This is a genomic window from Mesorhizobium sp. M1322, from assembly GCF_040318085.1.
Taxonomy (GTDB): Bacteria; Pseudomonadota; Alphaproteobacteria; order Rhizobiales; family Rhizobiaceae; genus Mesorhizobium.
In genome coordinates, this window is the sequence record NZ_JAMYLP010000083.1 from 13,107 (window position 1) to 27,112 (window position 14,006).

The 14,006-nt window shown below is 63.1% G+C and carries 11 protein-coding genes; 2 read left to right on the plus strand and 9 right to left on the minus strand.

The genetic code is table 11. From position 1 onward, the window contains the following. Positions 1-37: 37 nt before the first annotated feature. Positions 38-1,639, minus strand: coding sequence for a cisplatin damage response ATP-dependent DNA ligase (locus tag NKH12_RS24075; RefSeq protein WP_352955441.1), 1,602 nt, complete (start codon positions 1,637-1,639; stop codon positions 38-40). A gap of 238 nt (positions 1,640-1,877) precedes the next feature. Beyond that, positions 1,878-2,888 carry a ligase-associated DNA damage response exonuclease gene (locus NKH12_RS24080; protein ID WP_352955442.1) on the minus strand — a complete coding sequence of 337 codons (1,011 nt, stop codon included), beginning with the start codon at positions 2,886-2,888 and terminating at the stop codon, positions 1,878-1,880. A 216-nt stretch (positions 2,889-3,104) separates the two neighbouring features. Here NKH12_RS24080 and NKH12_RS24085 point away from each other — a divergent pair, with 216 nt between their 5' ends. Then, positions 3,105-3,437: a hypothetical protein gene (locus NKH12_RS24085; protein WP_352955443.1), complete on the plus strand. Its 333-nt coding sequence runs from the start codon at positions 3,105-3,107 to the stop codon at positions 3,435-3,437. Here the strand turns inward: NKH12_RS24085 and NKH12_RS24090 are convergent. The 7 genes from NKH12_RS24090 to NKH12_RS24120 form a co-directional block, all read right to left on the minus strand. Then, positions 3,434-4,375, minus strand: coding sequence for a 2-hydroxyacid dehydrogenase (locus NKH12_RS24090; RefSeq protein WP_352955444.1), 942 nt, complete (start codon positions 4,373-4,375; stop codon positions 3,434-3,436). The genes NKH12_RS24085 and NKH12_RS24090 overlap by 4 nt on opposite strands. Positions 4,376-4,406: 31 nt before the next feature. Next, entirely contained in the window at positions 4,407-6,038 is a 1,632-nt protein-coding gene (locus tag NKH12_RS24095) for an ABC transporter ATP-binding protein (RefSeq protein ID WP_352955445.1), read from the minus strand. Beyond that, complete coding sequence (locus NKH12_RS24100) at positions 6,035-7,174, minus strand: ABC transporter permease (protein WP_352955446.1); 1,140 nt, start codon at positions 7,172-7,174, stop codon at positions 6,035-6,037. The genes NKH12_RS24095 and NKH12_RS24100 overlap by 4 nt, the downstream gene beginning before the upstream one ends. Then, a complete protein-coding gene (locus NKH12_RS24105; protein ID WP_352955447.1) occupies positions 7,174-8,268 on the minus strand; it encodes a microcin C ABC transporter permease YejB in 1,095 nt (364 codons plus the stop codon). Before NKH12_RS24105 ends, NKH12_RS24100 begins: the two co-directional genes overlap by 1 nt. A 252-nt stretch (positions 8,269-8,520) precedes the next feature. Then, a complete protein-coding gene (locus tag NKH12_RS24110; protein ID WP_352955448.1) occupies positions 8,521-10,407 on the minus strand; it encodes an extracellular solute-binding protein in 1,887 nt (628 codons plus the stop codon). After that, positions 10,407-12,284: an extracellular solute-binding protein gene (locus tag NKH12_RS24115; protein WP_352955449.1), complete on the minus strand. Its 1,878-nt coding sequence runs from the start codon at positions 12,282-12,284 to the stop codon at positions 10,407-10,409. Before NKH12_RS24115 ends, NKH12_RS24110 begins: the two co-directional genes overlap by 1 nt. A 158-nt stretch (positions 12,285-12,442) precedes the next feature. Beyond that, positions 12,443-13,120, minus strand: a complete 678-nt coding sequence (locus NKH12_RS24120; RefSeq protein ID WP_352955450.1) for a c-type cytochrome — start codon at positions 13,118-13,120, stop codon at positions 12,443-12,445. Positions 13,121-13,312: 192 nt separating this feature from the next. On the opposite strand from NKH12_RS24120, the gene NKH12_RS24125 reads away from it, so the two are divergent. After that, on the plus strand, positions 13,313-14,006 hold a 694-nt coding region (locus NKH12_RS24125; RefSeq protein WP_352955451.1), incomplete at its 3' end, for a 3-deoxy-manno-octulosonate cytidylyltransferase.

Here is a 14,006-nt window from a genome sequence, read left to right on the forward strand (position 1 = left end):
ACCGGTTTTGGGAAAATCCGATGCTCAAAGCAAAAGTCTAATTGTCGAGCAGCGCCTGCAGCGTCTCGATGCGGTCGGCTTCGGCCGTCGGCTTGTCCCAGCGCAGCCGTGAAATCCGCGGAAAGCGCATCGCGACGCCGGATTTGTGCCGTGTCGAGCGGTTGAGCCCTTCGAACGCCACCTCCAGCACGAGGCCTTGTCTGCGGTCGGCCCGTACCGAGCGGACCGGGCCGAAACGCTCGATCGTGTTGTCGCGGACATATTTGTCGATCTGCCTCAGTTCCTCGTCGGTGAAGCCGAAATAGGCTTTCCCCACCGGCACCAATTCCTCCGACCCTTCCGGACCGGACCAGACGCCGAACGTGTAATCGGAATAAAAGCTCGAACGCTTGCCATGGCCGCGCTGGGCATACATCAGCACGGCGTCGACCGTGTGCGGATCGCGCTTCCATTTGAACCATGGACCTTTCGGCCGACCGGTGAGATAGGGCGAATCCCACCGCTTCAGCATTACGCCTTCGATGACCGGATGCAGCGGCTTGCGGCGCAATTCCTCCAACGCCTGCCAGTCGGTGAATTCGACCAGCGGCGACAGATCGAAGCGGCTCGGATCGAGCATCTGCACGAAGGCTTCGAGGCGGCCGCGCCGTTCGCGGAAAGAGCGCGCGCGCAAGTCCTCGTCGCCGATCTGAAGCACGTCGTAGCAGCGCATGAACGCCGGGTATTGCTGCTGGATCTTCGGTGTCACGCTCTTGCGGTTCAGCCGCTGCTGCAGGTCCGAGAAGGTGCCGGTCGCCTGCCGGGGATCGCCGACCAGAAGCTCGCCGTCGAGGGCGGCGGAAAAATCCATCGCCTCAGCGAGGTCCGGAAAGGCCCCGGAGACGTCGTCGCCGGTGCGCGAATAGAGCCGGCGAATGCCGCCTTCCGAGACTGCCTGAACGCGGATGCCGTCCCATTTCCACTCGGCGGCGTAGTCGGCCGGGTCAAGCTTTTCGAGATCGCCGTCACCGATCGGGTTCGACAGCATCACCGGCCGGAACAGCGCCAGCGCCGTCTTCTTGGGCTTTTCTGCCTTCCCTTCCAGCCAGGCGAACAACTCGGCATAGGGCGGCGTCAGCCCATGCCAGAGTTCTTCGATCTCGGCTATGTCGACCTTGCCGAGATCGGCCAACGCCTGCTTGGCCAGCCGCGCCGAGACGCCGATACGCAGGCCGCCGGTGACGAGCTTTATAATGGCGAAGCGCGCCGAGATGCTGGCGCTGTCGAGCAGTCTGGCCAGCACCTTCGGCCCGTCGGAACGGCTCGCCGCCTGCAGCTTTGCGACGACCTCGGCGAGCGTCGGCTCATGGTTGGCGATATCCGCGGGCGATTGCGGCCAGACCAGCGACACCGTCTCGGCCAGATCGCCGACATAGTCGTAGGAATAGCCGAACAGCACCGGGTCCATACGCTCCATGACCAGCATGCGCAGCATCGCCGGCTTGACCGCCGCGATGGTCAGGTCGCCGGTGATGGCGGCCAGCGCCAGGCCGCGATCCGGATCCTCGACGCTGCGGAAATAATCGCTCAGCAGCGTCAGCTTGCCGTTGCGCGACGGCGTCAGAACGAGGCGATCGAGGAGCTCGGCAAAGCGGTTCATGAGAGTGAGAACCGTGCCAGTCGGCCAACGTTGCGTTCTGTCGCGCCCCCCTCTGTCCTGCCGGACATCTCCCCCACGAGGGGGGAGATTGGCAGTTTCGTTCTTGCCGCCCGTCCTACAACCTCAGTGATTGGCGAAAGCCGGCGCGACATCCGATCTCCCCCCAAGTGGGGGAGATGTCCGGCAGGACAGAGGGGGGCGCCGTAGAGCGCTAAACCGGCGGTTGCTGGCTCCATCCTCAATCGCCCTCGTCCTCGTAGCCGACGAGATGCAGCGGCCTGGCGGCGATGCCTTCGAGTTCGCACCAGCGCACCAGGGCCTCCTCGCGGCCATGCGTCACCCAGATTTCTTCCGCGCCCGTCTCCGTGATCGTGGCGGTCAGCTCGTCCCAGTCGGCGTGGTCGGAAATGATCAGCGGCAGTTCGACGCCGCCCTGCTTGGCGCGCTGGCGGATGCGCATCCAGCCGGACGCAAAGCACGAGATCGGATCGGGAAAACGTCGTGCCCAGCGGTCGGCGAAGGCCGAGGGCGGGCCGACGACAATGGCGCCGGCGAAGTCGTCCCTGCCACCGCTCTCGACGGTCGCCGGCTCCAGCGTCCCAAGGTCGATGCCCTGGCTCTGATAATAGCCGCTGAGCTTGGCCAGCGCGCCGTGGATATAGATTGGCTTGTCGTAACCGGCGTCGCGCAGCAACCGCATGACGCGCTGCGCCTTGCCGAGCGCATAGGCGCCGACCAGATGCGCGCGTTCGGGAAACTGCGCCGTCGATTTCAGCAGGCGGGCGATCTCTTCGGTATCGGGCGGATGACGGAACACCGGCAGGCCGAAGGTCGCCTCGGTGATGAACACGTCGCATTTGATGGGTTCGAACGGCTCGCAAGTCGCGTCCCGCTGGCGCTTGTAGTCGCCCGAAGCGACGATGCATGAGCCCTGATGCACGACCTCGATCTGCGCCGAGCCCAGCACATGGCCGGCCGGATGGAAGGTTACCGTGACGCCGTTCAGCGCAATCGCCTCGCCAAGCGCTGCCGCTTGCGTCGTCCCGGCAAAGCCCTCGCCGTAGCGCAGCCCCATAATGTCAAGCGTCTGTTGTGTGGCCAGCACCGAGCGGTGGCCGGAACGGGCATGGTCGGAATGGCCGTGCGTGATCAGCGCCCGGTCGACCGACCGCACCGGGTCGATGAAAAAATCGCCGGGTGGGCAGTAGAGGCCCTCGGGCCGGGGGTGAAGCAGGTCGCTGGCGCGCATGGCTCCAAGATAGTTGCTAATTCCGGCGCGGGAAGCCTGTTGCAAGTGACTGCTGACTCGGCATACAGGCAACTGCCGGCGGGACCTCTGTCATGAATCGCATCAGGCCTCGTCCGGCGCCCTTTTTCGTTCACCTGCTCCACACGTGGCGGCGGCTGCGAAAAAAGTCCCATTCGCATGCCCGAAAGGGCAGGACATCGACACGGAGGACGTTGCATGCGCTGGAACTTGGTGGCCTTGGTATCTTGCCTGGCAATAGCCGGCTGCGTCGGCACCTCGATTGCCGAGCGACAGGACGCGAACGTCCAGTCCTCGCTGCAATATGATAGCGTGCCTTGCAATCAATTGCTGGCGCAACGAAACCGGCTGGCGCAGCAATACCGCCTTCCACGGGACGCCAAGCCGTCCTTCACCGATCCCGGGGTGGGCCTCGGCCCGTTCACGCCGGACGTCCGTTCCAAGGCCCAGCGCGACATCGAACAGGCAAGCGGCCGGATCGATGCCATGAACCGGTCGATCGCCCGCCGCGAATGTGGCAAGCCGGGTTAATATCCCGCGTTGCGATCCACGACATTCTCGAGCTTCTCGCCGCGCTCGAAGGCGGCCATCTGGCGCAGCATGATCGGCACCAGATGCACGGGATCGGAGGTCGCCGCTGCATGCGGCGTCACGAACACTTTCGGGTGGCTCCACAGCCGGCTGGTCTTCGGCAGCGGCTCGACCTCGAACACGTCGAGGCTCGCTTCCTTGAGTGTGCCGTCCTCCAGCGCACGCAGAATGTCGGCGTCCTTCTGCAACTTGCCGCGCCCGGCGTTGATCAGCACTGAGCCGCCGAGGCCGTTGCGTTTCCTCAACTCCTTCAGCACGCCGTAATTGATGATGCCTTGCGTCTGCGGCGTAAGCGGCAATAGCACCACTAGGATGTCAGTGGCGTTGAGAAAGGGGATCAATCCGGCCTCGCCGGCATAGGTCGAAACACCGATCATCGGCCGCTCGCTGCGCGACCAGCCATTGACCGCAAAGCCGAGCGACAAAAGCACCGACGCCGCCGCGCGGCCAAGCGTGCCGAGCCCCATGATGCCGACGGAGATGTCGCCGGCCGGCCGCTGCGGCGGCTCGTGCCAGATCTTCTTTTGCTGCTGCGACCGGTAGAGCATGCCCTGGCGATGGTGATCGAGCACCCGCCAGACGATATATTCGGTCATGTATTGGGTCAAATTGTCGGCGACGACCTTGACGATCGGCACGTCGGGCAAAGTGGGATCGGCGAAGATGTGGTCGACACCGGCGCCGATCGAAAAGACAGCGCGCAGATTGGGCAGCGACGACAGAAGGTTCGGCCGCTGCTTCCAAACCACCGCGTAGGTGATCGAAGGATCGTTGGCGCCGTCCGGCTCGAGCACCACTTCGCGTTCGGCCGACAACAGTTCGCGCCAACGGCCTGGATGGATACCGGTCAGGGCAAGCAGGATACGGCCTTTTTCCATGGCGGATTCTATTTCCTTTATGCGGTACAGCCTACTCGCTGACGATGCCGACCGGCGCCGTTTCGATCCTGAATGCGGCCGAGATCAGCGCCTTGGTATAGTCGGTCTGCGGCCGTTCGAAAATCTGTTCGGATGGGCCGGCCTCGACGATCCTGCCATTGCGCATGACGATGACGTCGTTGGCAAGCGCGCGGATGACCTTCAGATCGTGGCTGATGAACAGATAGGCGAGGTCGTGCTTCGCCTGCAGGCTGCGCAGAAGATCGACCACCTGGGCCTGCACGCTCATGTCGAGCGCCGAGGTCGGCTCGTCCAGCATGACGAAGCGCGGGTTGAGCACCATGGCGCGGGCGATGGCGATACGCTGGCGCTGGCCGCCGGAAAATTCGTGCGGATAGCGATTGCGCGTGGCGGGATCGAGCCCGACTTCCCCAAGCACATCGACGATGCGCTTGTCGCGCTCATCGGGCGACAGCTTCGGCTCGTGGATCTTCAATCCTTCCTCGATGATCTCGGAGACCGACATGCGCGGGCTCAACGACCCGAACGGATCCTGGAAGACGATCTGCAGCTCGCGCCGCAGCGGCCGCATGGCGTTAAACGACAGCTCGTTGATGTCACGCCCGTTGAACTGAATGGTCCCGGTCGACGAGATCATCCTGGCCAGCGCCAGGCCGAGCGTCGTCTTGCCCGAGCCGGATTCGCCGACGACGCCGAGCGTCTGGCCGGCGCGCACGGTGACGTCGATGCCGTCGACCGCCTTCACATTGTCGACGGTGCGCCGGAAAAAGCCTTTCTTGATCGGAAACCAGACTTTTACGTCCTGGCCGGTCATTACAGGCTTGGCGGCAGCGTTGGCGGCGGGCGGCTTGCCCTTCGGTTCGGCGGCCAAAAGATGCCGCGTATAGGTGTGCTGCGGGTTGGCAAAGATCTCTTTCGTCGGCCCGGTCTCGACGATCTTGCCCTTGGTCATCACGCAGACCCGGTCGGCAATCTTTCTGACGATGCCGAGATCATGGGTGATGAACAGCATCGACATGCCCTTGCGGCTCTTCAACTCCGCAAGCAGTTCGAGGATCTGCGCCTGCACGGTCACGTCGAGTGCCGTCGTCGGCTCGTCAGCGATCAGCAGTTCCGGTTCGTTGGCCAGCGCCATGGCGATCATGACACGCTGGCGCTGGCCGCCGGAAAGCTGGTGCGGATAGGCGTCGAGCCGCTTCTCCGGCTCGCGGATGCCGACCTCGTTGAGCAGTTCCAGCGTGCGCGCCTTGGCTTGGCGGTCGCCCAGCCCCTGGTGCAGCGTCAGCACCTCGACGATCTGCTGCTCGATCGTGTGCAGCGGGTTGAGCGAGGTCATCGGCTCCTGGAAGATCATGGTGATCTTGTTGCCGCGCACGCGGCGCAATGCCTTCTCGTCGGTGGCGAGCAGGTCGGCGCCCTGGAACAGGATCTTTCCCGACGGATGGCTAGCGGCCGGATAGGGCAGCAGCTTCAGTACCGACAGCGCCGTGACCGACTTGCCGGAGCCGGATTCGCCGACCAGCGCCACCGTCTCGCCCTTGGCGATGTCGAAGGAGATGTGGTCGACGGCCATCGACTGGCGGCCCTCTTGCGCGAAGGCGACGCTGAGATCGCGCACGGAGAGGAGAGGGGCTTCGCTCATCTGAACGTCTTGCGCGGATCGAAGGCGGCGCGGGTCGCCTCGCCGACGAAGACCAGCAGCGAGAGCATCAGCGAGATGACGACGAAGCCGGAAATACCCAGCCATGGCGCGTTGAGGTTGCGCTGCGCCTGCTTCAGCAGCTCGCCCAGCGAGGCCGAGCCGGGCGGCAGGCCGAAGCCAAGGTAGTCGAGCGAGGTCAGCGTCGAGATCGAGCCGCTGAGCAGGAAGGGCAGGAAGGTCAGCGTCGCCACCATGGCGTTGGGCAACAGATGCCGGAACATGATGGTGCCGTTGGGCACGCCGAGCGCGCGGGCCGCGTTGACATATTCGAAGTTGCGGGCGCGCAGGAACTCGGCCCGCACCACCCCGACCAGCGCCACCCAGGAGAACAGCAGCATCAGCCCGAGCAGGATGAAGAAGCCGGGCGGCAGGATGGCGGCGACGATGAGGAGCAGATAAAGCACCGGGATCGCCGACCAGATTTCTATGAAGCGCTGGAACAGAAGGTCGGTCCAGCCGCCGAAATAGCCCTGCAATGCGCCGGCCGTCACGCCGATCAGCGCCGAACCGGCGGTGAGGATCAGGCCGAACAGCACCGAGACCCTGAAACCGTAGATGACGCGGGCCAGCACGTCGCGTGCCTGGTCGTCGGTGCCCAGCCAGTTCCAGTTGCCGACGACGCAATTGGGATCGGCGGCACCTTGCGGATACTGGTTGCAACGTGTCTTGGCATCATAGAGCCAGGACGGCTTGGTAGGCGCCGCCTCGGGGATGGCGTTGTTGACGGTCCGGTAGGAGTAGCGGACCGGCGGCCAGATCATCCAGCCATGGGCATTGATCTCGTCCTGGATGACCGGGTCGCGATAGTCGGTGACCGCATAAAAGCCGCCGAACTTCTCCTCGGGATAAGCGACGAGGACCGGAAACAGGATCTCGCCCTTGTAGGAAACGAGGACCGGTTTGTCGTTGGCGATCCATTCGGAAAACAGCGACAGCACGAAAAGCACGAGGAATATCCACAACGACCAATAGCCGCGCCGATTGGCCCTGAAATTCTGCAGGCGCCGCTGGTTGAGCGGCGACAGCCAGGGACGGGCAACCCGGTCCGGCGCCGTTTCGGCTGCGGCCCCGGCCATCAGACGTCTCTCCGCTCGAAGTCGATGCGCGGGTCGACCCAGGTATAGATCAGGTCGGACAGGAGCCCGACGATCAGGCCAAGCAGTGAGAAGATGTAGAGATTGGCGAACACCACCGGGTAGTCGCGCTCGACCACCGACCTGAAACCGAGCAGGCCAAGGCCGTCGAGTGAAAAGATGTTCTCGATCAGCAGCGAGCCGGTGAAGAAGGCCGAGATGAAGGCGCCCGGAAAGCCGGCGACGACGATCAGCATGGCGTTGCGGAAGACATGTCCGTAGAGAACCTGCCGTTCCGACAGGCCCTTGGCGCGCGCGGTCACCACATACTGCTTCCGGATTTCCTCGAGGAACGAATTCTTGGTCAGCAGCGTCGTGGTGGCGAAGGCCGACAGCACCAGCGCCGTCAGCGGCAAGGTCATGTGCCAGAGATAGTCGACGATCCGCGCCGGCCAGGACAGCTGCTCCCAATTGTCGGAGGTGATGCCGCGCAGCGGAAACCAGTCGTAGAACGATCCGCCGGCAAACAGCACCATCAGCAGGATGCCGAACAGGAAGCCCGGAATGGCGTAGCCGACAATGACGACGCCGCTGGTCCATACGTCGAACGCCGAGCCGTCCTTGACGGCCTTGCGGATGCCGAGCGGGATCGAGATCAGGTAGGACAGCAGCGTGATCCACAGCCCGATCGAGATCGATACCGGCATCTTCTCCAGGATCAGCTCGATCACCGAGATGTCACGGAAATAGCTGTCGCCGAAGTCGAACCGGATATAGTTCCACAGCATCATGCCGAAGCGCTCGAGCGGTGGCTTGTCGAAGCCGAACTGCTTTTCCAGCTTGGCGATGAATTCGGGGTCGAGCCCTTGCGCGCCGCGATATTTCGAACCGACGTCGCCGGCCACGTCGACATTGCTGCCGCCGGCGTCACCACCGCCGCCGCCAAGACGATCACTGCCGCCCTGGTTGGTCAGCCTGGCGATGACCTGCTCGACCGGCCCGCCCGGCGCGAACTGGATGACGGCGAAGGACACCGCCATGATGCCGAAAAGGGTCGGGATCATCAGCAGGATGCGGCGCAGGATATAGGCGCCCATCAGACGTTGTCCTCCTTGAGGAGGAGCACCGCTTCAGACCAATTGTCGACGCCAGCGCTGCCCCTCATTGTCCTGCCGGACATTTCTCCCCGTATAGTGACGGGGAGAAAGGGGCCGGCGGTAGTCTCGGCGCTTTTACTACAACGCTTGTGATTGGCAAAACCATCGATGAAAGCGCCCCTCTCCCCGTCACTATACGGGGAGAGGATGCCGGCAGGCAGGTGAGGGGCGGCGCCGACGCCTGCAAGAAATTCACCCTTTGCCAATCTTTGCCGCCTTGTCCTTGTCGAACCACCACAGCGCCTCGACCGGAAAGCCGAAATCAGGCTTCTGCTCGGGAAAGCCGAACATGTCCCAATAGGCTACTCGGTGATTCGCCAGGAACCAACTTGGAATCCAATCGCGGCGCGCGCGCAAGGCCCGGTCGAGCGCCCGCATCGCTACAGTCAGGCTTTCGCGGTCCTTGGCGGCGCCGATCGCGTCGATCAATGCATCGATGGCGGGGCTTGATATGCCCGGCAAATTGCGCGAGCCGGACACGGTCGCCGCGTTTGAGTGGAAGAAGATCTCGAGATTGTCGCGGGTCGGGGTGGCGCTAAAATTGAAAGCGGCCGAGAGCAGGTCGAAATCGAACGTCGACTGCCGCAGCTGATACTGCGCCGAATCGACTAGGCGGATCGTCGCGTCGATGCCGACGGCCTTCATGTTGGCGACCCAGGGCGAATAGACCTGTACGAAGACATCGTCGTCGACCATGAATTCGGCCGAAAGTTTTTTGCCCTTGTCGTTGACCACGAAGTCGCCCGAACGCTTCCAGCCGGCACCGGCGAGAAGTTTCACCGCCTGGCCAAGTAATTTCCGGTCGCGGCCGGAACCGTCGGAAGCCGGCTGCACCACCGCTTCGCCGAAGGCTTCCGCCGGCAGCTTGTCGCGCAGCGGCTCCAGCAAGGCAAGCTCTTCCGGCGACGGCATGCCTTCGGCGCGATAGTCCGATTTCTCGAAGCACGATCTCGATCGCTCATAGGAATTGTAGAAGAAATTCCGCCGCGTCCATTCGAAGTCGAAGCAGAGCGCAATCGCCTGCCGCACCCGCGCATCGCGAAACTGTTCGCGCCGCTGGTTGACGGCGGTGGCCTGCATGGAGGGCAGCTTTTCGCTGGGGAATTCGCGCTTGATGACCTTGCCGGCGGTGAGCGCCGGAAAATCGTAAGCCGTCGCCCAGACCCGCGAGGTGGCTTCCTCCCTGTAGAGTATCTCGCCTTTCTTGAAAGCTTCGAAGCCGGCAGTTCGGTTCTGGTAAAACTCGATGCGGATGCGTTCGAAATTGTTCTGGCCGCGATTGACCGGGAGATCGCGGCCCCAATAGTCAGGCACGCGCTCATATTCGATCCATGCCCCGGCCGACCAGCGTCCAACCTTGTAGGCACCGGAACCAAGCACGGGTCTCAATTGCGAGGAGTCGAAAGGATTGGCTTCGTAAAAGGCCTTCGACAGGATCGGGAACTCGACGACGTTAAGCATCGTACGGGCAGAATGTTTGCCGGAAAACACGAGGCGTAGCGTCCGCGCGTCGACGGCGACTGCATCGTCCAGATGCTTCAAGGGCAACGACAGGCTTGGATGGCCCTTGTCCTTCAAGAGCTTGAAAGTAAAGGCGGCGTCTTGCGCGGTCAGCGGCGTGCCGTCATGGAAGCGCGCTTCTGGCCGCAGCGAAAACTCGAAACTGTTGCGGTCTTCCGAAATGGTCACGCCCTCGGCGAGCAGCCCGTAGACGGCGTCCGGCTCGTCCAGCGCTCGCGCCATCAGCGCGTCGAAGCACATCCCCATGCGCGGCGGAGCATCGCCCTTTGCCGTGAAGGAGTTCAGCGTGTTGAAGGTCTCCGGGTTTTGATTATAGCCCCAGTTGGGTGGGGCAAAATTGAAGGTGCCGCCCTTTGGGGCGTCCGGATTGACATAGGCGAAATGCGTGAAGCCTGGGGAGTATTTGAGGTCGCCGAAGGCCGACAGGCCGTGCAGCTTGACGCCGGTCGGGATGGCGGGGAAGGCTCGGCCGGGCAGCAGCGCTGCCGCCGTGGCCGCGGCGCCCAGGGCCAGAAAGTCGCGGCGGGCCAGAGCGGCCCGGCGGGGGAGCGACGCCATCAATTGCCACTCTTGTATTTTGCCGCCAGCGCCTTTTCCTTATCCGGATCGATCCACCAGGAATTCGTGTCGACGCCGGAATAGGCAGGCTGCTTCTCTGGGATGCCGAACTTGTTCCAGTAGGCCAGCCAGATCACCGGTCTGTGCCATTGCGGCACGACATAGTAGCTCCACAACAGCACCCGGTCGAGCGCATGGGTGGCGGCAACCAGATCGTCGCGGTCGGTCGCGAAGATGACGCGATCGACCAGCGCGTCGACGACCGGGTCCTTGATACCCATCAGATTGCGGGAGCCAGGTGCATCGGCGGCTTTTGAACTCCAGAAATCGCGCTGCTCGTTGCCGGGGGAATCCGACTGTCCGAACATCCCCGTCACTACGTCGAAGTCAAAGCTGCGGGTGCGGTTCACATATTGGCTGGGGTCGACGATGCGAAGCGCGGCATCGATACCAATCTTGCGCAAACTGTCGACATAGGGATTAGCGATCACCTCGTCGCTCGGGTCCCGTCCAAGGATTTCCAGTTTGAACTGTTGGCCGGTCTCGGCGTTGACCATCTTGCCGCCCTTGATGACCCAACCGGCCTGAGCGAAGAGGTCCACCGCAGCCTTCAGGTATTTGCGCTCGGCCTGCGGGGAATCGTAGACCGGGAGTTTGAACTCCTTTGTGAACAGCTCCGGCGGCAGCTTGTCTCGATACTGCTCAAGGATTTCCAACTCCTTGCCTTGCGGCAGGCCGCTCGATGCCAGTTCCGTGCCTTGGAAGTAGCTGCTTGTACGGGTGTTGAGACCGAAGAACAGCGTACGGTTCATGCTTTCGAAATCGAGTACGTTGGTCAGCGCCTCTCGTATGCGTCGATCCTGAAACTGCGGGCGCCGCAGATTAAGCACGAAACCCTGCATCGGCTCGGGCGATTCGGTCTTGAACTCCTTCTTGATGACGTCGCCTGCCTTGATCGCGGGGAAATCATAGGCCGTCGACCAGCGCCTGGAGCTGTTTTCCGCGTTGATGTCCTCAAGCCCACCCTTGGTGAACGCCTGCCAAGCCGCGTTCTCATCGAGGATATAGGTGAAACGCTGGGTGTCGAAATTCTCGCGGCCGATCTTCACCGGCAGCTTGGCGGCCCAGTAGTCGGGCACGCGCTGCCAGACGATTTCCGAACCCGGCTTGAAGCTGGCGATCTTGTAGGCGGCGGAACCGAGCGGCGGCTCCTGCGTCGGTCTGGTGATGTCGCGCTTCTTGCCGTTGGCGTCGGTGCCTTCCCACCAGTGCTTGGGCAAAACGACCAGATCGCCGAGGATTTTCGGCAGCTCCCGGTTGCCCTTCTGGTCGAAATGGAACTCGACTTCGCGGTCGGAAACCGCAATCGCATCGGTGACATTCTCGAAATAGCGGCTGTACATCGGGCTGTTGGCCTTCAGCACCTGGAACGACCAGATCACGTCGTCGGTGGTGATTGGCTTGCCGTCATGCCATTTCGCCCGCGGGTCGAGACGGTAGGTCACCGAGGAATAGTCGTCCGGATGTTTGTAGGCGTCGGCGATCAGCGGATGGCTGGTGCTGCCCTCGTCGGTCGCTTGCTCCATCAGCGTGTCGTAGAGCAGGCCGCCACCGAACGGGGCAAAGCCGGCGGCGAAGGAACCCTGGACGATATAGGGATTGAAGCTGTCGTAAGTGCCGGGCGCCACCGAATTCAGCGTGCCGCCCTTCGGCGCGTTCGGATTGACGTAGTCGTAGTGCTGGAAGTTATTGCCATATTTGGATTCGCCGATCAGCGACGAGGTGGTGCGCCATTCGTCCGCGAAGGCTGCCTGCAGGCCGCCGGCAAAAGCCGCCACAACCAGCATCGATCTGAGAAACGTTCGGCCAACCGTCATGCCTTCTCCTCTGCGCGATAGCTGTAAGCGGACAATCTAGATCATTTGACGCTCATGAAAACCGCGACAGCCCGGCTTTGTCGCCGCACATGTGCTTTTCCCATTAGAAAAGCCGGGCTGAACCCGGCTTTTCTAAGAATATGTCCATGACAATTGCGTTATTGGGCCGGAGCCGGAGCCGGTGCAGGAGCAGGAGCAGCCGGCGCAGGTTCGGCCGGCGCTGTACCCTCTGCCGGCTTGGCCGGCGCCGCGCCTTCGGCGGGTGCGGCTGCTGAAGCGCCAGCCGTCGGCAGCGGCTTCGGACTGTCCGACAGCGTGCGCAGATAGGCGATGACATTGGCGCGGTCCTCGTCCTTGGGCAGGCCGGCGAAGCCCATCGCCGTGCCCTTCACGAGCTTCTTCGGCGAGAGGAGAAAGTGATTGAGGTTGTCGTAGGTCCACTTTTCGGCGCCGCCCTTGGAAAACTCCTTCATCCCGGCCGAATAGGCGAAGCCCGCATGCTCGGCGATGGGACGGTCGACGATATCCCAGAGATCAGGGCCGACCTTGTTCGGTCCGCCTTTTTCGCCGGTGTGGCAGGCCTGGCACTTCTTGAACACGGACGCACCTGCCTCGACATTGGCGTTGGCCAGGAGGTCGGCGATCGGCTTGGCTTCTGCGGCGGGGGCTGCCGGGCCGCCCTCGGCAGGCTCCTCCTCGGTCGCCTCGATAGCGTAGCCGGGTTTTTCCGGTGCGGGGGAGGCGAACAGCGCGTCGGATATGATGCCGACCGAGAAGACGACGAACACGGTTCCGAGCAGGCCCCCGATCAGCTTGTTGATTTCGAAAGAGTCCATACGCCCCAGGCTCCCTTTTCCGGCGGACCGATCTGTCCACTCCGTCCGTCGGTAATCGTGAACCACCCCGCGAGGCGGTCAAATCGGGCGGAAACTAGGTCTTTTGCTCTGGCGTTGCAACACCTATAAGGGCGCTTCCAGTGAGACCTTTTGCCACTTTTCCCTTCCTCTTTTCGGACGCTTCATCACCCGATGTCCACGCTCATTCTCATCCCGGCCCGCATGGCCTCGACCCGCCTGCCTGGCAAGCCGCTGGCCGATATCGCCGGCGTCCCGATGATCGTCCATGTCGCCCGCCGCGCCGCCGAGGCCGGGCTCGGCCGGGTGGTGGTCGCCACCGATACCCAGAGCGTGGCCGAAGCGGTGCGCGCGCACGGTTTCGAGGCGGTGATGACGCGGGTGGGCCACGAATCGGGCTCAGACCGCATCTTCGAGGCGCTGGCCACGCTGGATCCCGGGCGCAAGGTCGAAACGATCGTCAATGTGCAAGGCGACCTGCCGACCATTGACCCCAGCATCATCAATGCCGCGCTGAAGCCTTTCGAAGATGCGACGGTCGACATCGCCACGCTCGGCATCGAGATCGTCCGCGACGAGGAAAAAACCAATCCGAATGTCGTCAAGATTGTCGGCTCGCCGCTGGCGGAGACACGGCTGCGGGCGCTCTACTTCACCCGCGCCACGGCACCCTGGGGCGAGGGGCCGCTCTATCATCACATCGGCCTCTATGCCTATCGCCGCTCAGCGCTCGAACGCTTCGTCGCGCTGCAGCGGTCGCCGCTGGACCGGCGCGAAAAGCTGGCGCAGTTACGGGCGCTGGAGGCGGGCATGCGCAGCGCCGCCGAGTTCGTGCTGTCGGCGCCGTGGGGGGTCGACACGCCGGACG